The 25,933-nt window shown below is 38.7% G+C and carries 27 protein-coding genes and 1 pseudogene; 22 read left to right on the plus strand and 6 right to left on the minus strand.

Features of this window, described 5'->3' with window-relative positions; genetic code table 11:
* The first annotated feature begins 5 nt into the window (after positions 1-5).
* From KSMBR1_RS18460 to KSMBR1_RS18495, 7 genes are all read left to right on the plus strand, one after another.
* Positions 6-815 carry a cobalt-precorrin 5A hydrolase gene (locus tag KSMBR1_RS18460; protein WP_099326633.1) on the plus strand — a complete coding sequence of 270 codons (810 nt, stop codon included), beginning with the start codon at positions 6-8 and terminating at the stop codon, positions 813-815.
* Positions 809-1,567: a precorrin-3B C(17)-methyltransferase gene (gene cobJ, locus KSMBR1_RS18465; protein ID WP_099326634.1), complete on the plus strand. Its 759-nt coding sequence runs from the start codon at positions 809-811 to the stop codon at positions 1,565-1,567. Before KSMBR1_RS18460 ends, cobJ begins: the two co-directional genes overlap by 7 nt.
* Before the next feature lie 141 nt (positions 1,568-1,708).
* Positions 1,709-2,746, plus strand: a complete 1,038-nt coding sequence (locus tag KSMBR1_RS18470) for a 4Fe-4S dicluster domain-containing protein (protein ID WP_099326635.1) — start codon at positions 1,709-1,711, stop codon at positions 2,744-2,746.
* Entirely contained in the window at positions 2,743-3,570 is an 828-nt protein-coding gene (locus KSMBR1_RS18475; RefSeq protein WP_099326636.1) for an FAD/NAD(P)-binding protein, read from the plus strand. The genes KSMBR1_RS18470 and KSMBR1_RS18475 overlap by 4 nt, the downstream gene beginning before the upstream one ends.
* Positions 3,567-4,307, plus strand: coding sequence for an NADH-quinone oxidoreductase subunit B family protein (locus KSMBR1_RS18480; protein WP_099326637.1), 741 nt, complete (start codon positions 3,567-3,569; stop codon positions 4,305-4,307). The genes KSMBR1_RS18475 and KSMBR1_RS18480 overlap by 4 nt, the downstream gene beginning before the upstream one ends.
* Before the next feature lie 19 nt (positions 4,308-4,326).
* Entirely contained in the window at positions 4,327-5,616 is a 1,290-nt protein-coding gene (locus tag KSMBR1_RS18485; protein ID WP_099326638.1) for a Ni/Fe hydrogenase subunit alpha, read from the plus strand.
* A gap of 399 nt (positions 5,617-6,015) precedes the next feature.
* The gene (locus KSMBR1_RS18495) at positions 6,016-7,410 is read left to right on the plus strand and encodes an IS1634 family transposase (RefSeq protein ID WP_099326639.1); all 1,395 of its coding nucleotides are present in this window, start codon (positions 6,016-6,018) and stop codon (positions 7,408-7,410) included.
* A gap of 16 nt (positions 7,411-7,426) precedes the next feature.
* Here the strand turns inward: KSMBR1_RS18495 and KSMBR1_RS23715 are convergent, their stop codons facing one another.
* From KSMBR1_RS23715 to KSMBR1_RS21315, 5 genes are read right to left on the minus strand one after another with little or no spacing between them, the layout of a single operon-like run.
* Complete coding sequence (locus tag KSMBR1_RS23715; RefSeq protein ID WP_099323524.1) at positions 7,427-7,729, minus strand: CHC2 zinc finger domain-containing protein; 303 nt, start codon at positions 7,727-7,729, stop codon at positions 7,427-7,429.
* Positions 7,730-7,740: 11 nt separating this feature from the next.
* A complete protein-coding gene (locus KSMBR1_RS18505; RefSeq protein ID WP_099323525.1) occupies positions 7,741-8,532 on the minus strand; it encodes an ExeA family protein in 792 nt (263 codons plus the stop codon).
* A gap of 2 nt (positions 8,533-8,534) precedes the next feature.
* Positions 8,535-9,590, minus strand: coding sequence for a Mu transposase C-terminal domain-containing protein (locus KSMBR1_RS18510; RefSeq protein ID WP_230407994.1), 1,056 nt, complete (start codon positions 9,588-9,590; stop codon positions 8,535-8,537).
* A 52-nt stretch (positions 9,591-9,642) separates the two neighbouring features.
* Complete coding sequence (locus KSMBR1_RS23720; protein ID WP_164994994.1) at positions 9,643-10,095, minus strand: helix-turn-helix domain-containing protein; 453 nt, start codon at positions 10,093-10,095, stop codon at positions 9,643-9,645.
* Positions 10,096-10,133: 38 nt separating this feature from the next.
* The gene (locus KSMBR1_RS21315; RefSeq protein WP_131493604.1) at positions 10,134-10,406 is read right to left on the minus strand and encodes a hypothetical protein; all 273 of its coding nucleotides are present in this window, start codon (positions 10,404-10,406) and stop codon (positions 10,134-10,136) included.
* A gap of 105 nt (positions 10,407-10,511) precedes the next feature.
* Between KSMBR1_RS21315 and KSMBR1_RS18525 the strand changes: the two genes are divergently transcribed.
* The 3 genes and pseudogenes from KSMBR1_RS18525 (at position 10,512) to KSMBR1_RS18535 (ending at position 12,516) form a co-directional block, all read left to right on the plus strand.
* Positions 10,512-10,922 (plus strand): hypothetical protein, encoded by a 411-nt coding sequence (locus KSMBR1_RS18525; protein WP_099323529.1) that lies wholly within the window; start codon positions 10,512-10,514, stop codon positions 10,920-10,922.
* 258 nt (positions 10,923-11,180) lie between these two features.
* Positions 11,181-11,504, plus strand: a pseudogene (locus KSMBR1_RS18530) (transposase); the annotation flags it as partial.
* Between the two features lie 280 nt (positions 11,505-11,784).
* The gene (locus tag KSMBR1_RS18535) at positions 11,785-12,516 is read left to right on the plus strand and encodes an EcsC family protein (protein ID WP_099326640.1); all 732 of its coding nucleotides are present in this window, start codon (positions 11,785-11,787) and stop codon (positions 12,514-12,516) included.
* A gap of 211 nt (positions 12,517-12,727) precedes the next feature.
* Here KSMBR1_RS18535 and KSMBR1_RS18540 read toward each other — a convergent pair whose 3' ends face one another.
* Positions 12,728-14,464: an IS1634 family transposase gene (locus KSMBR1_RS18540; RefSeq protein WP_099323573.1), complete on the minus strand. Its 1,737-nt coding sequence runs from the start codon at positions 14,462-14,464 to the stop codon at positions 12,728-12,730.
* Positions 14,465-14,623: 159 nt separating this feature from the next.
* Between KSMBR1_RS18540 and KSMBR1_RS18545 the strand changes: the two genes are divergently transcribed.
* From KSMBR1_RS18545 to KSMBR1_RS18595, 12 genes are all read left to right on the plus strand, one after another.
* Positions 14,624-16,792 carry a dynamin family protein gene (locus KSMBR1_RS18545; RefSeq protein WP_099326641.1) on the plus strand — a complete coding sequence of 723 codons (2,169 nt, stop codon included), beginning with the start codon at positions 14,624-14,626 and terminating at the stop codon, positions 16,790-16,792.
* Positions 16,789-17,439: a hypothetical protein gene (locus KSMBR1_RS18550; protein ID WP_099326642.1), complete on the plus strand. Its 651-nt coding sequence runs from the start codon at positions 16,789-16,791 to the stop codon at positions 17,437-17,439. The genes KSMBR1_RS18545 and KSMBR1_RS18550 overlap by 4 nt, the downstream gene beginning before the upstream one ends.
* A complete protein-coding gene (locus KSMBR1_RS18555) occupies positions 17,436-20,579 on the plus strand; it encodes an ATP-binding protein (protein WP_099326643.1) in 3,144 nt (1,047 codons plus the stop codon). The genes KSMBR1_RS18550 and KSMBR1_RS18555 overlap by 4 nt, the downstream gene beginning before the upstream one ends.
* Before the next feature lie 20 nt (positions 20,580-20,599).
* On the plus strand, positions 20,600-21,166 hold the full coding sequence (locus KSMBR1_RS18560; RefSeq protein ID WP_099326644.1) for a hypothetical protein: 567 nt from the start codon (positions 20,600-20,602) through the stop codon (positions 21,164-21,166).
* A 1-nt stretch (position 21,167) separates the two neighbouring features.
* On the plus strand, positions 21,168-21,743 hold the full coding sequence (locus KSMBR1_RS18565) for a hypothetical protein (protein ID WP_099326645.1): 576 nt from the start codon (positions 21,168-21,170) through the stop codon (positions 21,741-21,743).
* Between the two features lie 53 nt (positions 21,744-21,796).
* Positions 21,797-22,306: a hypothetical protein gene (locus KSMBR1_RS18570; RefSeq protein WP_099326646.1), complete on the plus strand. Its 510-nt coding sequence runs from the start codon at positions 21,797-21,799 to the stop codon at positions 22,304-22,306.
* A gap of 159 nt (positions 22,307-22,465) precedes the next feature.
* Entirely contained in the window at positions 22,466-22,720 is a 255-nt protein-coding gene (locus KSMBR1_RS18575; protein ID WP_099326647.1) for a DUF4160 domain-containing protein, read from the plus strand.
* The gene (locus KSMBR1_RS18580; RefSeq protein WP_099326648.1) at positions 22,720-22,989 is read left to right on the plus strand and encodes a DUF2442 domain-containing protein; all 270 of its coding nucleotides are present in this window, start codon (positions 22,720-22,722) and stop codon (positions 22,987-22,989) included. The genes KSMBR1_RS18575 and KSMBR1_RS18580 overlap by 1 nt, the downstream gene beginning before the upstream one ends.
* A 332-nt stretch (positions 22,990-23,321) precedes the next feature.
* Positions 23,322-23,597: a hypothetical protein gene (locus tag KSMBR1_RS18585; protein WP_099326649.1), complete on the plus strand. Its 276-nt coding sequence runs from the start codon at positions 23,322-23,324 to the stop codon at positions 23,595-23,597.
* A 252-nt stretch (positions 23,598-23,849) separates the two neighbouring features.
* Positions 23,850-24,332, plus strand: coding sequence for a PIN domain-containing protein (locus KSMBR1_RS18590; RefSeq protein WP_099326650.1), 483 nt, complete (start codon positions 23,850-23,852; stop codon positions 24,330-24,332).
* A 419-nt stretch (positions 24,333-24,751) separates the two neighbouring features.
* Positions 24,752-24,868 carry a DUF7718 family protein gene (locus tag KSMBR1_RS23725; RefSeq protein ID WP_420886571.1) on the plus strand — a complete coding sequence of 39 codons (117 nt, stop codon included), beginning with the start codon at positions 24,752-24,754 and terminating at the stop codon, positions 24,866-24,868.
* Between the two features lie 26 nt (positions 24,869-24,894).
* Positions 24,895-25,932 carry an IS630 family transposase gene (locus KSMBR1_RS18595; RefSeq protein ID WP_099326120.1) on the plus strand — a complete coding sequence of 346 codons (1,038 nt, stop codon included), beginning with the start codon at positions 24,895-24,897 and terminating at the stop codon, positions 25,930-25,932.
* Position 25,933 lies beyond the last annotated feature (1 nt).

Raw genomic sequence — 25,933 nt, forward strand, 5'->3', positions numbered from 1 at the left:
GTTTCTTGAATATTGCGATTATAACAATAACTGAAAAAGGGGTTGAGACGTCGAAAAGGATTGTTTCGTATATAGATACCACCCCTTCAGTGTATATCTTTAACTCCGACGATAAAAATGAGATAGTTAATGCCGGAGATAATTTGAATAATGCTGTGTACTTTAATGAACCGCTTCACCAATTAGTCGGGAAATTATTCAATGATTATGACGGGATAATATTTGTAATGGCTACGGGGATAGTGGTTCGGGTGATTGCTCCCTGTATTAAAAACAAATATATAGATCCTGCGATAGTGGTAGTGGATGATGTGGGGCGTTATATAATCAGTTTGCTTTCAGGGCATGAAGGTGGCGCAAATATGCTGGCGTATAAAGTTGCCTGTATATTACATTCGAGTGCTGTTATTACTACCGGGACTGAAGCGCACAAAGATATTATTGTTGGAATTGGATGTAAAAAAGGGATTACTTCGCATGAAGTAAAAAAGGCAATTGAAGACGCTCTTAATAAGATTTCCCTGAGAATAGAAAACGTTAGGTTAATTTCTACGGTTGAAATTAAAGCAAAAGAACCGGGATTATTGCAAGCTTCTGATGAACTTAGGATACCGCTGAACGTTGTGTCTTTACCTGAAATTGGCACTTGTATAAAGGAATACAGTAAGTCAGCTTTTGTAAAAGAAAAGATAGGCGTCTGGGGTGTCTGTGAACCATCTGCACTTTTAGCAGGGAGGAAAACACAATTAATTTTAAAGAAACAGAAATATCCGGGAATAACAATAGCCATTGCCAGGGAAAACTTTATGTGGTAGGTATAGGCCCAGGCTCTAAAGAAGACATGAGTGTGAGGGCATTGGAGGCGGTAAAAAAATCTGATACTATTATAGGTTACCGCCTTTATGTTGATTTGTTACGTGATATTACCAGCGGGAAAGAAATTATCTCCTCGGCGATGCGCAAGGAAGTTGAACGTGTAGAATTGGCTATTCGGGAAGCGCTGAAAGGGAAAATAGTATCGCTCATTAGTAGCGGAGATTCTGGTGTTTATGGTATGGCTGGCCTTGTTATGGAAATGTTGCACAAAGAAAATATTTGCTTGCCGCTGGAAATTATTCCTGGCATTCCCGCTGCCAATGCTGCCGCGGCCCTTCTTGGCGCACCACTGATGCATGATTATGCTGTAATAAGTCTCAGTGATTTATTAACTCCATGGGAAACAATTGAAAAACGTGTGAAAAACGCTGCAGAGGCTGATTTTGTAATGGTTATTTATAATCCTAAAAGTTCTCAAAGGAATTGGCAGCTTAAAAAGACGGTCGAAATTATTTTGAAATACAAAAACGCTGCGACACCGGTAGGAGTAGTGAAAAATGCGAAAAGAGAAGGGGAGTCTATAGCCATTACTACTTTAGGCAAAATGGACCAAAATTCAATTGATATGATGACAATCGTGATCATTGGAAATGCCTCTTCGTTCACATTTCAGAATTACATGGTTACTAAAAGAGGGTATAATTTATACTCAAGCACGAATAAATCTGAAAAGCCAAAATCCGAAGCGTGAAATCCGAATCAAATTTAAATGAACAAAATTCAAAATGTTTTGGGCATTCAAATATTTGAATTTAGGATTTGTTTCGAGTTTTGATATTAGATATTCGAATTCGATTGCGGCTACTCCGCACCAGGAATACTTTGGATAAATATGCCTATATTGATTAAAAAAGAAGACATAGATATTTTTTTAAAGAAACTAAAAGAAGAATATACGGTTTACGGTGTTAAGCAAAAAGAAACAGGGTTTTATATTTTTGATGAAATAGAGACATTTTCCGACCCACTTGATAATTATATACCTACATTGCTTCCTCCCAAAAAATACCTTTTTCCCCAACGAGAAACGCTCTTAAGCTTTTCTACCGCCCCTTATCCTGATGTAAAATCCGTGATTGAATCAAAAAAACAGGTAATCTTTGGCGTCCGTCCCTGTGATATCCATGGGATTAAATTGCTCGATAAGGTGTTTACTGCCGATCGTGAAGACAAAAATTATACTCAAAAACGTGCAAATACCATCATCATTGGAATTGATTGCATGAAGCCCTGCTATAAGTATGCTTATTGTGAAAGTGTCGGATGTTTGGACGTAGAAGAAGGATTTGATATTTTATTAACCGACATAGGTGATTGTTTTTATGCCTCCATTGGAACTGCACGCGGGGAAGTTATTATCAAAGAAAATGCTTGTTTTATACATGCGGGAAAACATGAAGATGAAAAGATTTGCCGTATGAAAGAAGAACGCAAGGGACGATTTGAGAAAAAATTTTTGACAGAGGTATCAAATCTTCCTTCATTATTTAAAAATGCAGATAACGATCCTGTCTGGGATGAACTAAATGACAGGTGTTTAGGATGCGGAAGATGTAATATTGTTTGCCCAACCTGTTATTGTTTTGATGTTTTTGATTGTGTGGATTTAACTATGACATCAGGAGAGAGACGCCGCCAGTGGGATGCTTGTACATTAAAAGATTTTTCTGTAGTTGCAACAGGCGAAAATTTCAGACCAACGAGAGGTCAGAGATTACGGCACAGGTTTAACCGAAAGTTTAATTACTTAATGACAAAACACAGCACATCATTTTGCGTTGGTTGTGGAAGATGTTCCAGGTCATGTCCCGTACATATAGATGTTGCAGAAACCGTAAATGCAGTTATAAACAATAATAAGCAAAAATGATAAGCAATAATTCAATCTATCTCCCGGAAATAGCAAAGATTGTGAGTATTAGACGTCTCACAGAGCTGGAAAAATATTTTGAAATACGTTTGGAAAATCAAAGAGAATTTTCTTTTATCCCGGGGCAATTTGTTCAACTGTCGGTTTTTGGAGTGGGCGAGGCGCCTATTTCAATATCGTCATCTCCATTTGACAAAGACAGTATTGGCGTATGCATCAGAAGAGTGGGGGACGTTACCTCAGCAATTCACAGGCTTGAAATTGGTTCATACCTGGGGATACGTGGTCCGTTAGGCAATGGTTTTCCAATAGAAGAATTAAAGAGGAAAGACATTTTATTTATTGCGGGAGGGCTCGGGTTAGCACCCTTGCGGTCGATGATTTATTATGTGCTTGAAAAAAGGCATGATTTCGGGAGAGTAATTATTCTCTATGGAACAAAAACCCCTGAAGAAATACTGTTCAGGGACGAGATGGAAACATGGAATAAAAGAGAAGATATAGAATTGACCGTTACGATAAATCGGCCTGATAAAAACTGGTTAGGAAAAACGGGCGTCGTTACCAGACTTATTCCGTTTCTCAAACTGGATCCTCAGGATACATATGCATTAGTGGTGGGGCCACCCGTAATGTACAAATATGCTTTACTCGAACTTCAGGAAAAACGGATTCCGGCAACAAATATAATACTGTCACTGGAGAGGCGTATGAAATGCGGCGTTGGAAAGTGTGGCCATTGTCAGGTCAACGGTGTATATGTATGTCTCGATGGTCCTAAATTTAGCTATCAGATGTTAAAATTTCTTCCGGAAGCGCTATGAACAAAACAAGAGTTGCCTTTTTTTCATTTACCTGTTGTGAGGGGTGTCAGTTAACTGTTTTGGCATTAGAAGAACAGCTCTTCGATCTTGTTAAGTTGGTCGATATTGTAACGTTCAGAGAGGCCATGAGTGAAAAATCTGATGAATATGATTTAGCATTTGTTGAAGGCAGTATAACCAGAAATTCAGAGATTGAGCAGGTTAAAAAGATACGTGATACGGCGAAGATTGTTGTTGCTTTAGGGGCTTGTGCAACGATCGGCGGCATTAATTGTCTAAAAAACCATTATGAAATGGATGACGTGAAAAAAATCGTTTACGGGAATATGGCAAATAATTTCGATACCATACCGGCACGCCCAATTGCAGCAGTCATAAAAATTGATTATACCATACATGGATGTCCCATAGATAAAGATGAATTTGTTGAAGTGGTAAAGGCGATTCTTCAGAAAAGAAAACCCCGTATACCAGGCTATCCGGTATGTGTGGAATGCCAGATGAAGGAAAACGTGTGTCTCTTTGAAAAAGGTATGATTTGTTTGGGCCCTGTAACAAGAGCCGGTTGCAAGGCAATATGTCCTACATACAATGATGGATGTGTGGGATGCCGTGGGCTGATAGATGATCCCAATATGTCTTCACATAAGAATTTATTAACGGAACATGGATTAACCATCGATGAGGCTGTTGCAGAATATCGATTATTTGGTAGTTACAATCAGGATAAGCAATAATATTCAAAGGGAACGTTGAATGCATGATTTACATGTAAATATTGAACATATAACCCGTGTCGAAGGACATGGAAATATTGTGATAGACGTTAAGAACGGGCAGGTGAAAGAATTGAGGCTTGATATAGTTGAGTCTCCAAGGTTCTTCGAAGCGATGGTGAGAGGCAGGACGTATAAAGAGGCCGCTCATATTACATCGCGAATATGCGGAATTTGTGCCGTTACCCATACAACAACGTCAATAAAGGCTATAGAGTCAGCACTCGGCTTTACACCATCGCAACAAACAATAAAATTGCGAAAACTACTCCTTAACGCGGAATTTATTCAAAGCCATATTCTTCATACCTATTTTCTGACTGTACCTGATTTTTTTGGTGTGAAGAGTATATTTGGCATGATAAAAGATAACAAGGAAAGCATCGTAAGGGGAATGCGGCTTAAGGCCCTTGCGAATGATTTGTGTGCCATGGTCGGTGGTAGGCATGTACATCCTATTACATTGAATGTAGGCTGTTTCTCAAAAATTCCTGAGAAAAGGGATTTTGAGCAGTTTAAAAAAAGGATAGAGGATTCGAGGGGAGATATTGATGAAACGGTAAAATTCTTTAAGCATCTGAGAACCCCGGAATTTGAAAGAGAAACAGAATATATCTCGCTTACCCATCCGGATGAATACGCTTTGTATGATGGCAATATCAAATCGAGCTATAATGGAGAAGTGAAACCTTCGGAATATCTCAAAAGAGTAAAGGAATTTATTGTAAAACACTCCACCGCAAAACATGCAAAATCATTCCGGGATTCATATATGGTGGGAGCTTTGGCAAGATTCAATAACAACTATGAACGTCTCCATCCAAAAGCAAAAGAGGCGGCGGAAGAAATGGGCTTAAAACACCCCTGTTACAATCCATATATGAATAATGTTGCTCAGGTTGTTGAAACAGTTCATTGTTTTGAGGATAGTATTGGATTGATAGATGAATTGCTTTCGGACAATTTGAAGGAAGAAACCGTGGCATTACTCCCCAAAGCAGCGAGCGGTGTTGGCGCTACCGAGGCTCCCCGTGGGACATTGTACCATGAACATACATTAGACGATAATGGCAGGATTACCTATGGAAATTTCATAATTCCAACGGCACAAAACCTTGCAAATATAGAAAATGATTTAAAGTTATTGATTCCTAAAATAGTAAATAAACCGAGGGATGAGATAATCCTTGATGTAGAAATGCTTGTGCGTGCATATGACCCGTGTATATCGTGTGCGACACATCTGATGAAAGTTGAATTTGTAAAATGAGGAAATACAATAAAAGTAACAATTTAGTTTTTTGAAAAAAAAGAGGGCGAAGTATTTGCCAGCATGGGTATTAAGGTCATACGTACCCTCAAACCAACACGCCTGCCAGTGGTTATGACTTGCGATGAAGTGAAAGCCGTTCTTGCAAACTTGACGGGCGATAAGTGGCTCATGGCCTTGCTTATGTATGGTTCGGGGTTACGTTTGATGGAGTGCCTTGAGTTGCGCGTACAGAACCCGGTTGAATGTCCTAAAAAAATCCATCCTGCAGCCTTATAGCGGATGTTCACCCCTGCCAAAACGCATAAGTGCTTAATACATAGTTTGTTAAGGCTGTATTTTTAATAAATATGTAGTCACTAATATATTGTTATTATACGACAATATACTTGACGGATAATGGTTGTTATCTGTACAATGGTGGACATGCATATTGTAGAGAACAAGTCAAAATCCGGTAAAAAAATCTATCGATCTACCCTTCTGCGGGAATCGTACCGTGAGGATGGGAAGGTCAAGAAACGCACCATTGCGAATCTGTCGAATTGCACTCCCCTGGAGATTGAAGCGATAAGACTTGCACTCGCACATAAAGACGATCTCTGTGCATTGGGCGCATTGTCAGAATCGGTGAAACTCCATGAGGGTTTGTCTGTGGGAGCAGCGTGGAGCGTGTACCAAGTGGCAAAGGAATTAGGGATAGAAGAGGCATTGGGAAAGGACTTTGAAGGAAAGCTGGCGCTTTGGCAAGTAATGGCAAGGGTAATAGGCCGGGGGTCAAGACTGTCTGCAGTAAGGCTGGCGCAGATACATGCTGCGGGTGACGTCCTGGATATGAAGCGTGGGTTTGACGAGAACAATCTGTACGATAATTTGTCATGGTTGTCAGAGAATCAGGCAAAGATAGAGCGAAAGCTGTTTGAGTTAAGACGAGGAGGCAATAAGCCGAAGTTGTTTTTGTATGACGTGACGAGCAGTTATTTAGAGGGGAAGTCGAATCATTTTGGTGAGTACGGGTATAATCGTGACGGCAAAAAGAGGAAAAAACAGATAGTGATCGGTATGCTTTGTGATGAATCCGGGGAGCCGGTATCAACAGAAGTATTTAGGGGCAACACCCAGGATCCGAAGACCTTTGAATCTCAGGTAAAGAAGGTATTAGAGCGGTTTGGATGCAAAGATGTAACGATTGTAGGAGATCGTGGGATGATCAAGACGGTGCAAATCGAAAGTTTACCGGAAGGGTTTCATTACATAACGGCGATAACTAAGCCGCAGATAGAGTCGTTGATAAATAAAGGGATACTGCAATTAGGATTGTTCGAAGAAAAGCTCTGCGAGATAAAGGATGATGAGGTTCGATATATTCTGAGGCGCAATCCGGTAAGGGCGGAAGAGATGTCAAAGACCCGTGTATCAAAATTACAGAGTATAGAGAAATACATCGTGAAGAAGAACAGTTATCTGAAGGAACATCCTAAGTCGTCAGTATCGAAGGCACTGGAAACAACAAGGGAAAGGCTAACGAGATTGAAACTTGATGGGTGGGTGCAGATAAAAGAAGAGGATAGGACGCTAAAGATAGAGAGAGCTGAGGAAGCATTAAAGGAGGCATCATACCTTGATGGTTGTTACGCAATCAAGACTGATCTTGAGGAGAACGAGGCGGATACCAATCTGGTACATGAACGATACAAGGATTTAACGGAAGTGGAGAAGGCGTTTCGGGACTGTAAGACGGTGAATTTGGAGGTTCGTCCGGTGTATGTAAGTGCTAAGCCCCACAATAAATGAACCTGGAATTCTCAGATTAAGTGGAATTAATATATTGAGGTAAAACGGATTTTAGCAGATAGACAGCATCTGGGAAAGAGGAGTTGGAATCTACCATGACGATGTCGATGGTATTAAAGTTTTTTTTACAACGGAAACACCTGGCGAGGTTCGTATTTGGGTTGGTGGCGGAATTAAATTCAGAACAGAGAGGGCAGAGGAAGCGGAAATAGCCTTCGGAGTATTTATGAGGTATGGAGAGGACATCAGCGATGAGTCGATCGATGGGGATATCGTTTCGTAATGAGCGCAAGAGTTGAGGGGAAAAGAGACGGGCCATGGTAGACCTCCTTAAAAAGATTGAATTTCAGCAAGAGCCTGATGGAAGATATCCTGGGTAATTTTCTGTGATTGTCTGATGGAAGCGTTAATCAGGCAGGCGGTGGAAATGGCGTTGATTTGCCTTGGGATGCCGGCGGAGAACTCATGGATCAGGTCTTTGACGTCTGAGTCAAAGATTTTATCGGATGCGCCGGAAGATTTCAGATGGAAGTCTATGTATGCAGCGGTTTGAGTTTTAGTAAGGGGATGAATGTGGTAATGTACCGAGATGCGTTGTGCGAAGTCGGCATGGATGTCTCTTTTGAGGATATATTTGAGGTGTTCCTGTCCCGAGAGGATGATTTTGAGATGAGTGGAAGAATCAAGCGGAGAGCTGACAAGGAGTCTGAGGTCTGTGATGGCGTCGGTTTTCAGGAGATGAGCCTCGTCGATAACGATAATGGGAGTGAGATTTGAGCGCAAGGATTTATCCATAATTTGGAGGAAGAGCCGGTCTTTGGTGTGTTTTGGTATTTCACCGAGCTGGGAGACGATTAAGGAGAGAAGGCTGGATGATTTTAGGTGGGTAAAATGGAGGTAGATGGGGAGAAACAGGTTTTGGGGGATTTGTGAGAGGAAGAGTTTGAGGAGTGTGGATTTTCCGACTCCCGTCTGTCCGTAGAGGACGGCGATAGAGCCTGAGTGTAAGAGGTATTGGAGTCGTGCAAGCCCCTGGGTAAAGCGTTCGTCTTTCATGATAAGGCTGGTGTTGATTCTTTCAGAGAACGGCTGAGTAGTCATGGAAAAATGAGAAGTAAACATGGTTAAGAGACCTCCTTTTTCGAGTAAGCGATTTGTAATTCACGAATGATATAGGGTAAGGTTTTCACGGAGGCATTTTGGAATGCCTCCGTGAGCAATGATTCGTTGAGAGCGGGGATACGGTTGTAGCATTTTTTAAGCGATTCGAGTTCATGAGAGCTGAAGGCGGAGAGAGAGCCTTTGTGTCCCATGAGGAGTGCGAGTTTCTGGACGAATGCCATGAATGGCCAGGGTCGTTCGGAGATGATTTGGTGGTAATCAATGCCTTTGGCCTGAGCCTGGAGAATGGATTTGTGTTTCTGAGTGATAAGGTCGAGGTAATTATGTTTTGGTTTTGAAGGTGAGGCGGCTGGAGTTTCAGCGCCCTGGTCGCGCAGGTAGAGATTTCCCGAGCCGAGGTATTCACCGTTTGCGGAATAGATCAAGACCTTTTTGAGATCGCCGTATGGGTCGTAACGGACTTCTACTTTATCGCCTCTGAGTTTGGGGTCAACACGGTAAAAGCGGTTATCAATGCGGACATCGGCAAAGGTTCTGTCAACGGTTCTGGGGATGCGTTTCATGAAGAAGGCAAGAGCGGCGTCCATATCGACGTGTCGGATGACGGTAAGCCCCTCGTCGTAGCGTTGTTTTGGAGATTGATTGGTTTCGGAGTGGATTCTTGCGTGATAGACAACGGCAAGGTAAGCGGAGAAGGCCTGGTTAATGGCATCAAGGGTGATAATGTCGCCGGAGCGGACTTCCGACTCGAACTGTGTCTGGCTGGTGCCGAAGAAACGTTCGACCAGTCCGCCGGGAGCAGGGTCGCGTGGTGGTCTGTGGATGAGTTTAATGCCGAGGTTGTAACAGGCAGAGCGCAGGGCGTCAGAGTGGTAGACCTTGGCATTGTCGAGGTAGAGTTCTTTGGGCGAGCCGTGGATAGTCCAGGCCCTGATGAGAGAATCGATAAGGATATCGAGGGTTTGTTTGAGATAATACCGTCCTTCGACCACATAACGGCTGTAGCAGTCGATAAAGAGACAGAGGTTTGTGGGAAGCGCCTCGCCGTCAACGAGCACGAAAGGGCCTTCCTGGAAGTCGCCAATCCAGAGGTCGTGGGTATGCTCACGGCTAAGAGCGTATACGCACCTTTTGCTGTGAGACGCCGAGTTTGAGCCGGGTCGCCCCTGCGAGTCTGAGATGGCGGTAGAGGGTGGATTTGGGGATCGTTTTCCCATAGTATTTCTCAAGAAAGCGGTTGAGGCAATCGTCGCTGCGGCGTGGTTGTTCTTTTTTGAGTTCAACGGCTTTGTCGATAATTTCAGGAGAAAACCTTCTGGATGCGCCACGGTCGCTCCTCGCCTTTCTTGCAAGAGATTGAAATCCATCTTTGCGGTAGCGGTTGAGTTTTCTCCTGAGGGTAGAGATAGTGGGTCTTTTCCGCTTTCCGTTGGGGAATACGACCTCCTGAAGGCAGAGTTTTTTCAGAAAAAGGTTGGTCTGCTCCTTCTCAATCTCACCGAAGATGACAGGATGCAGAAGATTGCACCAGAATAAAGCCCATTTTTCGTCTTTCGATTTCATAATTCACCTCCTTTTTTAAGTGTGGAGGTGATTGTAACTCAAGACCAGCCGCTTTTTGTTGCCAGTTCGGGGAAAAATGAATGCCCAAAAATTCGGTGATATTCCGGCTCGGCGCTGAACAATTGAATCGATTGATCGAGGGAGGTTTTTCGTTGTTTGCTTTTATACTTTCCGTGGTAAATGGGAAACATTTGGCGAAAAACCGGAGAGTTGGGGTCGGCCTGCCTGATGAGGTCAAAGGCGTTGCGGAGTGTGTATTTCAGTGAGCCAAAGAAACGCAGCCACCTCCAAACGGTTGACCAGGCAAGCATGCGGTTGTCTATTTCCTGTGTTCGGGTAGTATATCCGATGGCAGAGGAGACACTCCGGTAGGTTTCTGTATCATCTTTGACATAAGCCTGACTGAAGGAGAGACAGTGATCCTTTACGTACCGCTTGTAAGGGAGCGCATACTCAGGATAGGAAGTAAACGTCTTCTTGCACAAGGAACATTTCCAACGTCCCAGGAAAGATTCTATCGTATGAACAAGGGAGTCGATAATAACGTGAAACAACCGATATCTGCATTCATGAAGGGTGAAATTGACATGGGTACTCTTGCACTTTGGACAAAAGCATGGCTTCTGTTTTGTCGCAATAAGCTTTTCATGCTTGTGGATTTTTTCTATAATATTCACGCACTGCCTCCTTTGTATAGGGGGGAAATGGGCAGGAGGATGAAGTTTCCCAACGTTCGGTCCTCCTGCCCTGAGTTTTTTATGTTCCGGAAAAATCTTACAAAACTTGTCCTCGTGAAAACGGGGAACTGGGAAGTAAACCGCCGTTAGGAAGTTTGGAAGTGGTTTTAACCCCTTCCAAACTATTTAATGAGGCTTTACTCCGCCTTACGGACGTAACTTCTTTCTAACGGGGTAAACGATGTATTTTTCTTAACGTGAACAAAAAATCAAGTGAAATACTTACGCAGGATAAAAAAAATGCGGGGTAGCTGGGTAAGATTTTTCAAATCATTTGCTGGGTATTAGACTCAAATATTCTGAGACTAATTGGGCATTTTTGGAGCATTTATTCTAAGACGTAGCAGAAAGAGGGCTACCTGCGAGACTTTGATAGAAGAGAGTAAAGGACAGATGAATGCGGGGCACATACGTACGGGTGAATTTTTGGCCAATGCTGCGCTATTTCAGTGTGCGGTGTTAGCGTATAATCTTTTGAAGTGGATGGGATTGCTCAGTGGTGGAGTGATACAACAGTGGGAAGTAAAGACGATGAGACTGTGGTTAATCCGTGTGGCAGGGAAACTGGTGGAGAGAAGCCGGCAGATGACATTAAAATTGCCGGAGAAATTTCTCCATCAGGAGGAATGGGAAAAGTGGGAACGCATGTCACTGGATGTAGTTTTTCAGTAGAAAACCGACGTTGTATTTCGTTTTTTTAGTCTTTTGAGAGTGGTAAGTATACCGCAGATGGAGACAGTACATCCCTATCTTGATTTTCATTGCATCAGAGAGCACGTTTCCGACAATTTCCCATGTCTTTTTGTTTAAAGTAGTACAATAGCGCTACCACAATTGCTAAAAAACGGATATCTGTTATCGCTTTTTGCCAATCTTGGTAGTGGAAAATACTGATTTTCGCATTGCGAAAATCGTTTGCAGGATTTAGGTATTAGAAAATCCGGGGTTCTTTATGAAGGTTTGCAATAAAATTGGCAAGCCGATAGAACTTGGTATGAGTAAATTACCAGCAAAGGCACAGAAGGTGATTGAAAAAGCAGTAAAAGCTAGTCTTGAACGAGCGCTCAAAGCTGCTGTGTTTACCCTGAATACATCGGAAAATACTAAACCATCAAATTGGCGGCATCGTATTGCTGTAATAGTTACTGGCGCAGTGGGTGGTGCTTTCACTTGGATAGCGCTGCCATTCGAATTGCCAATATCTACAGTCATTATGCTCCGTTCCATTGCCGATCATGCGCGGTCACAGGGTTTTGATATTACAGATTATAAAACCCGCATGGAATGTTTAAGCGTCTTTGCTTTAGGATCGGACATAAAACCTGAAAATGTAAATGAATCGTCTTATTATGCAGTAAGAGGCGCACTGGCAAAACTCCTTACCGAAGCGGCAGAATACATTGCGCAAAGGGCAGGGGTTGAGGCAATTACCGAGGAAACAGAAAGGCTGCTTGCCCCGCAAATTGTAAAATTTATTGAGAAAATAGCAACTCGTTACGGTATTGTTGTAACAGAAAAGGCGGCAAGCGTTGCGATACCGTTAATCGGCGCTGCCGGTGGAGCAATAATTAACACGCTCTTTATAAATCATTTTCAGGATGCCGCCAAGGCGCATTTTACTATAAGAAGGCTTGAACATAAATACGGAGGGGAAATTGTCCGAATGGTTTACGAAAAAATGTAACCACCAAAAAACAGCAAAATGGTGGATGTTTTAAAGAAAGTCGAAACTATGTTTCTGGTTGTATCGCTGAATTGCAACTACCACAAGTAAAAGGCAAATGCAAGGTTAATTTAGGTAAATACGAGGAGTTAATAAATGCTAGCGTGAGTTTATCACAAAATAAGGCATGAAGCAACGTAACATAAATACAGTCAATGCGTTAAGCACAACATCAATTGTATACACTGAGTCCTTGAAGTTTCAGCCGATGTTTGTGGAAATCCATAATGCCTAACGCATTCATCAACAGAGATTCCTTGTCGGACATTTCTTCCAATTTGTAGGTAGCCTTAACTCTCCCTCTGGCCTTTGTTTCTTCAAGCATAGCAGAAAGCCTTATATTATTAAGGGTGTCTAACAGGGTATCTAACGTTCCACTAAATTGTGCGTGCGCTTTTGCCTGATACCACACAATCGCCGCCATTAGGTATCCGAGGACGCAAATAAAAAAATGCACCCTGATTTTCTGATCCGTCCAGTGAAATTGCGGTTTTAAAGCAAGGTGATAGGGGTTCTTGAGATTTCTAAAGGCATGTTCAATTTTTGATTGCCCATAGTAGGCTTTTATAATGTCCGCGGTATCCCAATCGTGATGGTCTGTCATAAGAATCCTGAACCCCAGTTCCCCTTCTATTTCTTCGAGCTTTTTCTGGTCGATTGAAAAATTCAATTGAAACTTGCCTTCAGATACCTCTTTTAACGACCAATCGATAACATCCTTCGCAAATTGACATTTCACTACACTTCTTATCGTATCCTCCAGACCCTCTTTGTCCCGCATCTTTCCCTTTGGATTACACAGATGCTGCTGTAAGAGCTTTAACTGATGTTCTGCCTTTTCCAGAGACTGAGACATTCCCCTTAATTGCCCAACCTTTAATTTCTCGGAAATAAATACGACAACGGTTCTTTCCTGCCCCCAAATAACCCGTTTGTCATGGTACACCTGTATCTTACTGCCGTCAACGTCATATTCCCTGAAATTACACATGGCATCCCCTACCAACTGCTTGTGATGATACGGTGTAAGCGCTCCAACGTAATGCAATGCCAATCTCTCTACAATAGCCATATTGTCCATGGAATTGTTTCCACGATCAAAAACAATAGTGTGCTTTTTGCTGTCGAAACCTAATCCGGTCATCCTGTCTTTTATCGTCTCAAGAACCGCGCTGAACACCTTTGCATCCGCCATGTTCCCCTGATAGGTATGGTGAAACAACGGTATCATGTCGTTACGTGTAACGACCATCGCCAACCCGACCTGCCTGAGATCGTATCGCTTTTGTTTGTTTTTCCCCCGCCGGGCAATAGTGCATCGCAGATTAGTTGTGTCGATATACGTGAAAAAATTGGTTGTATCAAAAAACAGTGTGTCGCTTTGAAGGTTGTATGTTTTAAATGTCTTTTCAATTAATTCGCGCTCGATTTCTGCAATGGATTCTTCAGGAAGTGCATCCATCAAATCCCAGAAATGCTGACTGTCTATTTTACTCAAGCTGTGTCTGAGTAAGTATTCGGCAGTAGTCGTCTTTGCCCAATCCCACCATCCTCTTTTGCTGGTAGGCACACACACTCTCCCCACGGCACCCAACAAGAGGGTACTTCCGGCGGTCAGATTATTTCGAACAGGTTTTTTAGCACAATACTGCCGTGGCGACTTTATATATTTATTAATCACGGAAGGGACGTCCAGGGCATTGGCCACACTTAGCAATGCGGCTACCGCGCCATGTGAATAAGATTTGAGCCGTAATTTTTCGGTAAGACCTTGCAGTTGTTTTAATAAATCGTCTGCCTTGCCAAGATAGGCCAGGACGATGGGCCTGGGCTTGCCGTTAACGCGCCGCGATTCGACAATATACCAATATTTATAACCTCTGGAGTTTTTAGATTGAATGGTAGCCATGGCTATTAGTTGTTAGTGTATACGTAATAGATTAATACTCCGTGTATAATAGTATATACAGGCATATAATGCAATATAAATATAGTATTATTCAGTGTATACATAATTTTTTAGACAAAAAAAGTCGCAACCCGATACAAATCATTGGATTGCAACTTGATGTCTTTGTCTTACACCTTATTTCGTGATAAACTCACGCTAGAACATTATGAGCAGAAAAAACAGGCAGTTTTAGATTTGGCAGATATTTATTTGAAAGATCGGCCGGAGACTAAAGACGTTGGTTTCCATGCAATGAAAAAAAATTTAGAAGATAGCAAATATATTTTAGCCGTTGTTGGTGAAGTAAAGGCGGGCAAATCAACGTTTATAAATGCCTTACTGAAAGAAGAAGTGTTACCAAGCGGTGTCTTGCAAAATACAAAGGCAATTATTGAAATTGAAAAACCCAAAGAAGACGAAAACGGAAGAAAGTATATTAAGGTTGTCTGGGGTAATAAAGATAATGAAGGTAAAAACGTAGAAACTATTTTTGAATCGGAAAACAAAGAAGACCTTAATAATGAGCTTAAAAAGATCGCTGCTGTGGACACAAAATACAGGGATATACCGACTACTGTTATTGATGGCTATTTACTTAATGACATAGCAGAGATACCAATAGAAGCATTAGAAAGAGAAGGGGAATATTCCTCCTTAACAGGAAAGGAAAGCCTTATAAAAAGTTATATAGAAGAATACAAAGATAAGTCAAAAATACCTGTGGAAATCCATTTTGTATATCCATTGCAGTACTCTTTCAGCGATTTGGTAGTAGTAGATAGCCCTGGGGTAAATGCAAGAGGTGGAATACAAAGAAGAACCAGGGAATCCATTTATAGAGCGAATGCAATAATATTTGTCCGGTCGCTTGAAACACCGGCAGAACACACATCTTTTCGTGAATTTTACAGAGAAGTAATTCCTGACAGACCAAAGGAAACACTGTTTCTGGTCTTTACTAAAGCACAAGATAAAGACGAGCTTGATTTAAAAAAAGATGAAATCAGAGAAGACATATCTGAAATATCTGAAGAAAAAATCATTGGTGTTGATAGCCTATGCAGATTATTGCAATTTGAATTAGAAAAATATAAAACTCCAGACGAATTAATTGATACTTATAAAAAACAGAAGACTGAACTATCTGAACAGTTAAATAAAGCCAGCAATGATACAAAAAAAGAATTAAGGGAAAAAATTGTTGTAATAAATAATAAATTGAAAATCCTTGAAAGTATTCCCTTTAAAGAAAACAAAAAACAATATTCAGATGAGTTAAAAAAGATGTCAAATTTTGACAAAATGGAGGAAATCATTGAAAAGTTTTCTACCCAAGCTCCACTCCAACAATTACAAGAGATTTTAGAAAGTATTAAAGAAGGCTACAAATCTCAAAGTGAAATATTAAAAGAAAATATAAAACTTAAAGGAATGAAAATAGAAGAGCCTCAAAAATTGGAAATAAAAATCAAAGAGCTAATGGATGCCCTTAAAGAATACGAATATGATAAAGGGGAATTTGTACGAAAATTGGGATATAAATACGGCGGAGAACAAGCCTTATATATGGATAACATCAAAAAAATTAAAGAATCTGTAGACAATATTTTATTACAGGATTCCGAGGATAAAATTTTCAAAGAGTGTGAAAATATAGAAAACATGATACGGACAGTGACAGATAAAGTGGTAGAAGAAATATCTGATGAAGTATTAAATTACTTCAATGAGAAAAAAGTCGAATTTAAAGAGAAATATGATATTACCATTCCAACCGTTAATGTAAATACGTTAAAAACCGCTGCAATGGAAAGTTCTTACGATGAAAGAGATGATTATAAAGATGAGAAAAAGACACAGTTAGAAAGAAAATGGTATACTTTATGGGTTTATCGACACACAAGAGAATACTTTGAGAAAGTTAAAACTGGTACTATTAAGGTATTCAATAATGCAAAATATTTGGAAAAATTAAAAAAAGAATTAAAAGATGAAAATTGGAAACGAGTAGACAATTTACAAAAGGAGCATATTAAGCCTATTGTCAATAAATATTGCGAATCAGTTATAAGAGAGACTGACAACCTTATTGAAGAAAGAAAAAAAAGCCTAAACGAACTATTAGAAGAAAGCAAAACGAATGATCGACATATAAAAGATATTAAGAAATTAAAAAAAAAGTTAGAAGATATAGGAAGTGATAAAGAAGGTGAAGAAAAAGGGAAACTGAAAGAAGTAAAAAATCAAATATCTATCATATCAGGGAAAGGAGAAACCTTAAAATGATTTTAAAAACGGGGACTCAAAAAATTTATTCGGTAGTTGATAATGCCTTTACGGAACTTCAAGCAGATATTAAAAGAAGGTACAATCTTAATGGCAATTACAGCATTGACGAGGTGAAAAATCAAATCGTTGATGGTTTGTCTGGTATGATTGCATCAAGAACGAATGCACTTCTTGATACACTACGGAATTTACTCCTGGATGATGCCGCAACCTACCTTAAAAAAGCGCCTATAGACACAAGAAATAATTTTTATAAAAAGGGTTTTAAAGAAATGATTGAGAGATCATTTCAATTCAAGTCAGATAATTTAATTTGTTCTCATGACCCAAGGGTTCTGGGCAGTTGTATTACCGGGGGTAGTACATTATTAGCGGGTGGTTTAATTGCATTCTTTATTTTTTCGGGTCTTTGGCCAAAGGTAATTGCAGGAATTGTTGCCCTCGCACTATCTGGCACAACAGCAGGTATTGCTTACAAAAGAATGCTGCCAAAGGCACGGGAACAATTTGAAAAAGACATTGAATCATTTCTCAGTGCAACGAAGAAACAGTTGATAGAAGAATTTGATCATTTAACAAACAAATTTTTTAGTGAATTCGAGATGTTTTGCAAAAACGAAGGTTTTGGGGGGATAGATCAATGACGGAAGAAACAATCGTAAAAAATAAAGAAACGGTTAAGGAAATTGAAAGTTTGTTTGAAAATATACTTCCTTGGTCACCACTATCGATTGATAGCACAATTAATAACAAATTGGAAGAAACACCTTTTTTGGGCGGAATCTATTTCTTTCCAATCTATGAAATTACAATAGCAAACAATAGAGAAGACATACCGGAATTAATCAGGAAACGATTTCTCAATATTCTGGCAGCATCCTACAAATCACAAAATAGCGTCATAACAGTGTTCAAGGGAGAAAAAGACAAATTACAGGTATATATTGGTTTCCAACTCAACACCCATAGTGGAATAAATACTACAAAACCAGAAGTTTTCCAAAGTATAGTAGAAGGCGTCATTCCAGGCTCAAAAACAAAGCTAGACCGAACAATAAACCTTCCTGATATGATTTCGGATAAAAAATATGGCGGTATCATTTCTGGAATCCCTACCATAAAAATTGAGGATGAAAAGCAACATTTCAATATCTCCTCTGTAATTCGTAGTCTCTATGGCGAAGAATTTGTTCTGGCAATTATTTCAAAGCCTATTTTACCAGATGAATTATCCCAACAGTTTTTAAATGTATTAAAGGCAAGAGATGTTTGCCACCAATTTGCTGTTCAAACGAAAGGTTCGGAAGGTGGAGGAAGTAGAGGCGAGCAAAAGTCTGAGACGATAACAGAAAGTAAAACACTTGCTGAAGGTTTAATTGCGAAGATTGTTGAGAGCGTAAAGGTTTTGCGCAACAAGGATAGTACACATAATGAAGAAGGTTTTTGGGCAGGTTTAATTTATAGTTATAGCAAACAAAAATCAGGATGCGAACAAACTGGAAAAAGTTTTGAAGAACACTGGGGACAAACGTTGAATAAAGAAATTCAAGATGGTATGGCAAAAGAGTTAGAACAAATATCAGATAATTACCTAAAAAGGCTAAAAAAAGGTATGAATGTAGGTTTCTGGGAAACGTCAATTACATTTGCTACTGCAACTACAGAAGGGAGAGACAAGCTGGCAGGCAGCTTTTTGGGGGAATTGGGAAAACCAACAGATGAAAATTTCCCTGCACAATCTATCTTTGCCTCTATTGACAAAAACAAGATTCTCTTAATACCAAAGGTTGACAATATCAGTCAGATATTCCCAAAAAGTTTGTGTTCCTATATTACAAGCGAAGAACTGGCACAAATTGCTTCTCCGCCCATTGAATCACTGCCTGGCTATGAGATAAGAAGGATTCCAAATCTTAGCATGACAGATACACAACTAGATACTGCACAACAGCATATTGAAATTGGCAAAATATGTGACTTTGGGAAACCAATACCTGCCTCATCATTTAATATCACACAGAAAGACTTTTCCAAACACATATTTATTTGTGGATTAACTGGTAGTGGAAAATCAAACACGGCAAGGCAATTAATTAAAAATATTGACGTGCCCTTTTTACTTCTTGAATCCGCGAAAAGAGATTACCGACAACTCCTAAGAAATAGAAAATTTAAAAATATCCTCAGAATATATACCATCGGAGATACGACAGTTTCTCCTATTCAATTTAATCCATTTTATATAATCCCTGGTGTCTCTCCAACTACCCATATTGACTACTTGAAAGCCATTTTTAATGCAAGCTTTTCAATGTATGGTCCTATGCCTCATATTGTAGAAAAATGTTTACACACTATTTATCAAAAGAAGGGATGGAATTTAACGAAAGGCACTCATCCCTTTCTATTTAAAGAAGGAGAGCCTTTAAGAAACAAAGAAAACGTTTCATTATATAAACATGATGAGGCAAAATTTTGTTTTCCCACGTTAAATGACCTGAAAGAAGAAGTTGAGCTTTATGTGAGCGAATCAAAGTACAGAGGGGAGTTGAAAGATAATATACAAGCTGCCATTATTACGCGATTGGAGAGCCTTTGTGTAGGCGCTAAGGGTGTCATGTTTAATACATTAATGCCTCCGAATATTCAAAACCTGCTTGCGTACCCCGCAATTTTTGAGTTAGAACCATTGTCCGATGACGATGATAAGGCATTTTTAGTTGGGCTAATGCTGGTATTTATCACTGAATACAGACAATTAACAAATCCTGCCACAAGTCCAATTGTTAAAAAAAGAGGGCTGGAACATCTGTTGATTATAGAGGAGGCGCATAGATTATTAAAGAATGTAAACACTGAACGCCAAATGGAAATGGTTGGCAACCCAAAAGGCAAAGCTGTTGAAACATTTTGCAATGTCATAGCGGAAATGCGCGCTCTGGGCCAGGGAGTTATTGTTGTAGAACAAATACCTACAAAAATAGCGCCTGATGTTATAAAAAACACTAACACTAAAATAGTCCACCGGTTGGTTTCAAAAGACGATCAAACATTACTGGCAGGTTCATTGAACCAATCGGATGAAGATGCACTTTATTTAGGTTCATTAAAGACAGGACATGCCTTATGTCACAAAGAAGGAATGGACAAACCCATTGAGGTAGAAATTAATTATTCAGATGATTCATGGCAAGTAAGTAATGAAAATGTGAAAAGTTTAGCACAGAATAAACAGTTATTACCGCAAGATATTTATCTGGAATTAAATGACTTTAAGTCTTGCGTTGGTAAGGCGGGTAAAGAAATTGTTTTTAAATTTTTAAATTCTCTTCTTACTTTAAACGATGATGAATTTAATCATCTTCTTGCGAAAGTTCAAGGTGAATTAAAAAAGCTTTGTGTGGAGAACAACTATATCAACTATTTTGGTACAGATACAATACAACATTTTATCGTCCATCAAATCACTGAAATATTTTCACGTGGAGTTTACTGTATTGGATGGAAGTTTCCAACGGGGCTGATAAGTATTGCAAAAGAATTAATTAAAGAGGAAAAACATGACTCGTTAGAAAGGCTAAAAGAGTTAATAGCCAATTATTGGAATGTAAAAAATACGAAAGAAGGTATTTGTGAAATTATTACAAAATTGGTACGCAAATATCATATTGACAAAAAACTAAATCATTTTGATAGTTTCGTCTTGGAGAGGATTATAAAAGACTATTTTCTTATAGTAGATAATTCAATATGTAATGCGATTCTATATCATGTAATGCAATAATAAAATCGGAGGACCAATTAATGATGGAACCTATTTCAGCAAGTGCTATGGCACATGCTGCCAAAGAAATGGCGGTTAGAGAAATTCCAAAGGAGGCTACAGAAACAGGTTTAAAAGAGTCTGTACTCAGCGAGCAATTGGATATTATTAAAAACAATTCTCTGGAGTCTTTAGAGGCACAAGATGAGGCATTTTCTCAAAGACTCAAAGAATACAAAACGCAAGTTGAGATTAATTACGAAATGGGAGATTTCAGAGAGAAAAATGTTTTTAGTGAATTAAAAGAAAATTATCCTGAAAAAGATGGTTACAAAATTTTCCCAGAACGCTATCTATGCGATAAAGAAGGTAAAATCGTCAGGGATACGGTTTCAAGAGAAGCAAGGAGAATTGATTTCTTGATAGGAACAGATAGAGAAATCATGAAGTCTATCGAAGTTACATCTGAAAAAGCTCCAAAGGAAATGCAATTAGCAAAAGAAGAACGAATTCGTGAACAAGGAGGGAATTATATAAGATTGCCTGAAACAGGTGAACTAATAATATTTCCATCAAATATAAAAACCGAAATTTGGCGGAGGGCTTAAAATGAAAAAAATAAAAGTTTATGACAAAGTAAAATGGCATTATCCAGAGGGCAAAAATTGTACTGATCTGGACTCTGCAAAAACTCATTTTAAAATCATTATGGAATGGTTAAACAAAAATAACCTTTTAACACCATACGGTAGAGAGATATATGAAATCGGAATAGATAGTGATTTTTCTTTGACGTCAGAAATGGTAAATGAACAAGGCAATTTGATTTTGCAAAAATGCTATAAGATCTGGCTCAAGATGATTGATTATAAGAAACGTCCTGATGTAGCAGTTTTTGAGGGATGCCTTAGAGATGTAATGGAAGATAAGAATATGGAGCTAGATATATTAATTCGAATAGTAATCAAAAAAAAAGAATTTGAAAAAAGAATTGGCAAGAAACCTACAAGGTTGTATCTCACCTCAAGTGATGAACAGGACATAACAGCGTTGCCTGCAACAAAAATTGGAGAATTAGCCGGTTTTTTTGCTCAATATGGGGCAAAAGAAGCAATTAAGAGAACTGGAAATAAATTTAAAGAAATGGAAGTTATTTGGGATTCTCCGGAGTTTAAAGTTGAATAATATATCAATGACGTTATATAGCGCATATATTAATAAAATCAAAGGAGTCTAAAATGACAAAATTTGAAGAACTGTGTAATTCATATCGCCTATCAAGAAAAAAATATTTCGATTATAAAAACGAGTGTGTTAATTTTGCTGAAAAATTAGTCAATGGGATGATTGATCATTTTGAATGTCCTAAAGAACAAATAAAGTACTTTTCTCCCAAAGACCAAGTTATACCTGATAATGATTCTTTTCAATCGCTAAGAGGTGTAATGACTTTAGAGGACGATACCTTCTGGCATTTTCGGATTGGGCTCACCTTATATGAATCGCATGAGATAATAACACCACGCGAAATAGTAACAATTCACATCCTTCTTAAGAAAATTAATGAACGTTTTATTGTCAAAATTAATACTTTTGAGGAAAAATTTGAGATTAATGGGAATAGTCCAGAGGATTTTGAAAAATTTTATGAATTTATATTCAACAAAATTAAAGAAGATTATGAAAAAGACTTTGAAATTTTCTCTGAAGGAGAAAAAGATACTGTAAGAAAAATTGGTTTTAAATGATAATATGAGGAAAGACTTAGGGGAGACTTGGGGTCGCATCTTAAATATTAAGCCAGGTTGGATTGAGGCACAACTCGAAGAGAAAGCAAGAATCACAGGAAATTTAAAACCCGGTATTCTTGTATTTTCTGTCTTCCTCAGATTAGGAGAATAAAATCAATGCCCACAATCTTATACATAAATGGTTGGAGGATTTACTTTTTTGCAAACGAAAGCAATGAGTCTATTCATGTGCATTGCCAGAAATCAGAGAAAAGATGCAAATACTGGCTTGATAAAGAGCTTTTTGAAATCGAAGAGGCGCATAGTTATAATATGAATAATAAAGACAAACGAATCGTGCGTAAAATTATTTTTGAACATTTCGACTACATCGTTGAGCAATGGGAGAAATTTGAAGAAAGGAAATGGTAATGGAAAAAGCTCATATAGTGGAAAACCTTGAAATCACCGCAGATGAAATTCGTATGAAGATAGACGGAAAACAACATTCGTTTAAGATAGCCGAGATATCGCAACGGCTGAAAAAAGCAACACAGAAAGAGCGAGAATACTTCGAGATATGCCCTACCGGGTACGGCATACATTGGCCGCTTATTGACGAAGATCTGTCAATTGACGGACTCCTTGGCATAAAGCACATACCGAAAAGGCTGAAAACAAAAGAAACTACGGTAAAATAACAGGGTATTCCGTCAGGCAGACAGGATTTCGGACGGCGGAATTCTGATTGCAGATGGTTTTAATTCTGAAGGTGTATAAAGAAAAAGAATGCGCAAAGCAAGACAGGATGATATGCAGGGAAAAGGAAAAGACTGGAAATTCCTCTGGGAAGAACTATGCATAAAATAACGTTTTTACCCGATGCCGAGGATACTTTTAAAAAATAAGATAAACCTGCAACACAGGACTGGGGGGCAAAACTGAGGGGAATTAGGGTACACATCCCATATTTTTTAGGGATGTGTACCTATAATTTACTTTTATAAGAATCTTTTGGTAAAAGGAGTCTCAAATGATAGATGTAAAACAAGCCAGCAAATTAGCTATAGAATATTTCACGACTTTATTTGAAAATAAGTATAGTAATTTAACCCTTGAAGAGGTAGAGGTCTCGGGAGATGGTAAATATTGGTATATAACACTTGGTTACGATATAGACAAACCTTTTTCTGTCACACTTCCTCTTAGAAAGACAGGGAGAGAATATAAGCGTTTCAAGATAGATGTTGAATCAGGCAAAGTCTTATCAATGCAAATTAGAAAACCTGACCAAATTCAGAACTTCTGATCCGTGGAATTCTGTTTGATGCCAAATTGCAAGAAGTGCAGTCGCTCACACGTATCCATGTTGCTTATTTTCCTGTATGTATGCACCACACAAGCAGATTCGGCGGACAATACTCCTTTTTTATGAAAATAGGGATCACATCATTTTCCAATCAGCAAGGAAACGACTTCTTTCTGTCTATCACATATCTAACTATAATTGTTAGACTTGGATGTTTTTTACTGAAAAATACATTTCAGGAGTTTTGAATTTATGGATTATATAAAAATTTTTAATAAATATCGTAATAAAGGCGTGCTGATAGATTCAAATCTCCTTATATTATTTTTTGTCGGCACATATAATCAATCGACCATTCAATGTTTTAAAAGAACGCAAAAATATAACATCGAAGATTTTGAACTATTAGAGTCCTTTATTAAGTATTTTAAAAAGGTAGTTACTACCCCTAACATTTTGACGGAGGTAAGCAATTTGTGTGGAAAGCTACCAGAGATATTTAAGTTAGAATTTGCTAAACATATTGAACTGTTAGATGAATATTATACTCCCAGTCGCCATATCAGTAAATTAGAACATTTTAAAAAGTACGGTCTTACGGATTCTGGTATTATAAATTTAGTGAAAGGGGAATACCTTGTTTTGTCAGATGATTGGCCACTTGTTAGTTTTATGCAGGTAAAAAATATTGATACAATAAATTTCAATCATTTAAGGTATGTCAATTGGAGTTAAAGGAGAAGATGACCTGAGGGGTCAAATCTCTATTATTGGCGTACCCAGCAAGGTTGGGCTTGAGGCACAAAACCCAACGGTTAAATGTCGCGAACGGCAGTGAAACTGGGACTTTCTTTTTGATGTAACGAGTTTCGCAGGTTGGCCTGAATAATTTGAATCGTTGGGTTTCGCTTCGCTCAACTCAACTCAACACGACTTATTTAACAAAAAATGTATATCGGATATACGTATTAAGAAAATTGCTTGTGGTAAAATGATAAAAAGATGAATCTGGGGTAGACATGACCAGTATCAAAGAGATAAAATTTATCGTAATGTTAACGTCGGAAGACAGATATCGTCATTGTCATATTAGATTCAAAAGACAAGTTATCCGTTTTGCTGTACAATACGAAACCAAATTTTAAGGCAAGTGGCTGCCTGTGGTGAGATATGATACAGAACACGGTTTCGCCCATCGCGATTTATTAGACAAAGAAGGTATAGTAAAAAGCATTTATTTTTATAAAAATCTGTTTTTTTCTTGCATTTGAATTGTTTCTAGAGTATTAAATTCTGCATGAATCCATTTCTCAGTGAAAAAACCCGAATAGAATTTAAAAAAGCACATAAGAAAGAGCCTCATAGACGTCATGCCGACCGAATCAAAGCTATACTTCTTCTTGATTCAGGATGGAGTTATGAAGAAGTAGCAGAAGCGCTCTTGTTAGACGATCAAACAATCAGGAATTACGAAAAACTATACAAAGATAAAGGTTTCGACGGGCTTTTATCTGACAATTATGTTGGCTGTATGCCAAAACTCACTTGCGAACAAGAAGAACAATTAAAAGATCATATCAGGAAAAACAACTATAGCGCGGCAAAAGAAATTGTTGAATATGTAAAACAGACATTCAATAAAATCTATACACCCGAAGGAATGGTACATACCCTCGATAGATTAGGCTTTACTTACAAGAAAACTACAATAGTTCCAGGCAAAGCAAACCCTGAAAAACAAAAAGAATTTATCGAAAACTACAAACAACTCAAAGAAGAGAAAGCCCCTGGAGATAAGATACTTTTTATGGATGGAGTTCATCCACAGCACAATTCTACGTCTGCATATTGCTGGATAGAGAAAGGCAAAAAGAAGGAAATACCCTCTAATACCGGCAGGAAAAGAATAAATTTAAACGGGGCTATTGACATAGAAACCTTTGAAGTAACAATCCGGGAAGATGAAAGCATCAATGCTCAATCAACAATAAAGCTTTTCCATGAAATAGAGTCAAGGTATGCTCAAGCCGGTACTATTTACATAATCTCTGATAATGCTAAATATTACAGGTCTAAGTTGGTCAAAGAATACCTTGCAAATTCGAGAATAAAGATCAAATTTCTCCCTTCCTATTCACCCAATTTAAATCTCATTGAAAGATTATGGAAATTCTTTCGCAAAAAAATATTGTATAACAAGTATTATGATACTTATGAGAAGTTTAAAAACAAATGTTTAAGTTTTTTCAAAAATATTAACGAGTATACAGATGAATTGTCTACTCTTTTAACTGAAAATTTTCAAATTATTGGCGAGCAAATTTCGAAAATCTGAT

This window comes from Candidatus Kuenenia stuttgartiensis (assembly GCF_900232105.1).
In the GTDB taxonomy this organism is placed as follows: domain Bacteria; phylum Planctomycetota; class Brocadiia; order Brocadiales; family Brocadiaceae; genus Kuenenia; species Kuenenia stuttgartiensis_A.

Coding starts and splice junctions, on each gene's coding strand:
- KSMBR1_RS18485 (WP_099326638.1), top strand. CDS start 4,327: ATGCATGATTTACATGTAAATATTGAACATATAACCCGTGTCGAAGGA.
- KSMBR1_RS18585 (WP_099326649.1), top strand. CDS start 23,322: ATGATAGATGTAAAACAAGCCAGCAAATTAGCTATAGAATATTTCACG.
- KSMBR1_RS18495 (WP_099326639.1), top strand. CDS start 6,016: ATGGTTGTTATCTGTACAATGGTGGACATGCATATTGTAGAGAACAAG.
- KSMBR1_RS18550 (WP_099326642.1), top strand. CDS start 16,789: ATGATTTTAAAAACGGGGACTCAAAAAATTTATTCGGTAGTTGATAAT.
- KSMBR1_RS18555 (WP_099326643.1), top strand. CDS start 17,436: ATGACGGAAGAAACAATCGTAAAAAATAAAGAAACGGTTAAGGAAATT.
- KSMBR1_RS18505 (WP_099323525.1), bottom strand. CDS start 8,532: ATGTTTACTTCTCATTTTTCCATGACTACTCAGCCGTTCTCTGAAAGA.
- KSMBR1_RS18560 (WP_099326644.1), top strand. CDS start 20,600: ATGATGGAACCTATTTCAGCAAGTGCTATGGCACATGCTGCCAAAGAA.
- KSMBR1_RS18565 (WP_099326645.1), top strand. CDS start 21,168: ATGAAAAAAATAAAAGTTTATGACAAAGTAAAATGGCATTATCCAGAG.
- KSMBR1_RS23715 (WP_099323524.1), bottom strand. CDS start 7,729: ATGGCCCGTCTCTTTTCCCCTCAACTCTTGCGCTCATTACGAAACGAT.
- KSMBR1_RS18475 (WP_099326636.1), top strand. CDS start 2,743: ATGATAAGCAATAATTCAATCTATCTCCCGGAAATAGCAAAGATTGTG.
- KSMBR1_RS18535 (WP_099326640.1), top strand. CDS start 11,785: ATGAAGGTTTGCAATAAAATTGGCAAGCCGATAGAACTTGGTATGAGT.
- KSMBR1_RS23720 (WP_164994994.1), bottom strand. CDS start 10,095: ATGAAATCGAAAGACGAAAAATGGGCTTTATTCTGGTGCAATCTTCTG.
- KSMBR1_RS18580 (WP_099326648.1), top strand. CDS start 22,720: ATGGAAAAAGCTCATATAGTGGAAAACCTTGAAATCACCGCAGATGAA.
- KSMBR1_RS18470 (WP_099326635.1), top strand. CDS start 1,709: ATGCCTATATTGATTAAAAAAGAAGACATAGATATTTTTTTAAAGAAA.
- KSMBR1_RS18570 (WP_099326646.1), top strand. CDS start 21,797: ATGACAAAATTTGAAGAACTGTGTAATTCATATCGCCTATCAAGAAAA.
- KSMBR1_RS18480 (WP_099326637.1), top strand. CDS start 3,567: ATGAACAAAACAAGAGTTGCCTTTTTTTCATTTACCTGTTGTGAGGGG.
- KSMBR1_RS18575 (WP_099326647.1), top strand. CDS start 22,466: ATGCCCACAATCTTATACATAAATGGTTGGAGGATTTACTTTTTTGCA.
- KSMBR1_RS18590 (WP_099326650.1), top strand. CDS start 23,850: ATGGATTATATAAAAATTTTTAATAAATATCGTAATAAAGGCGTGCTG.
- KSMBR1_RS18595 (WP_099326120.1), top strand. CDS start 24,895: ATGAATCCATTTCTCAGTGAAAAAACCCGAATAGAATTTAAAAAAGCA.
- KSMBR1_RS21315 (WP_131493604.1), bottom strand. CDS start 10,406: ATGCTTGCCTGGTCAACCGTTTGGAGGTGGCTGCGTTTCTTTGGCTCA.
- KSMBR1_RS18545 (WP_099326641.1), top strand. CDS start 14,624: ATGTCTTTGTCTTACACCTTATTTCGTGATAAACTCACGCTAGAACAT.
- KSMBR1_RS18540 (WP_099323573.1), bottom strand. CDS start 14,464: ATGGCTACCATTCAATCTAAAAACTCCAGAGGTTATAAATATTGGTAT.